1 protein-coding gene is annotated in these 399 nt (G+C 31.8%); it reads right to left on the bottom strand.

Annotated elements, in window-relative coordinates:
• On the bottom strand, positions 1-304 hold a 304-nt coding region (locus tag P20480_RS17680; protein WP_033025029.1), incomplete at its 3' end, for a GxxExxY protein.
• Positions 305-399: the final 95 nt, after the last annotated feature.

Genomic DNA, 399 nt, shown 5'->3' with positions numbered 1-399 from the left:
CAATGTTTGCAAGCTTCATATAGGTTATTAATTGTGCTGAATGAATTGGTAGTAGCTTGTCTACTGATTTGAGTTCAATGATTAAATTATCGGGGAGTAGAATATCTAATCTATAGCCAGCATTTATATAAGTGTCTTTATAGTAAACAGGCAGATCAACTTGGCTCTTGGGCGTGAAACCTAATTTATTCAACTCATAAATCAAGCAAGCTTCATAAGTTGATTCAAGCAAACCAGGGCCTAAAGTTTTATGTACTTCTATTGCACAGCCAATTACAGCATGTGTTAAGTCATCAGTTTTCATATATATCCTTATAAAACTTCAGATTCATTAAGTTAAAAATAAAGCTTAGACAAAATAGTACTCAATTGCACAAAATGAAAAACAAGATCAATACT

The sequence above is a fragment of the Pseudoalteromonas sp. BSi20480 genome, from assembly GCF_000241365.1.
In the GTDB taxonomy this organism is placed as follows: domain Bacteria; phylum Pseudomonadota; class Gammaproteobacteria; order Enterobacterales; family Alteromonadaceae; genus Pseudoalteromonas; species Pseudoalteromonas marina.
This window is presented reverse-complemented; position numbering and strand designations above follow the sequence as displayed.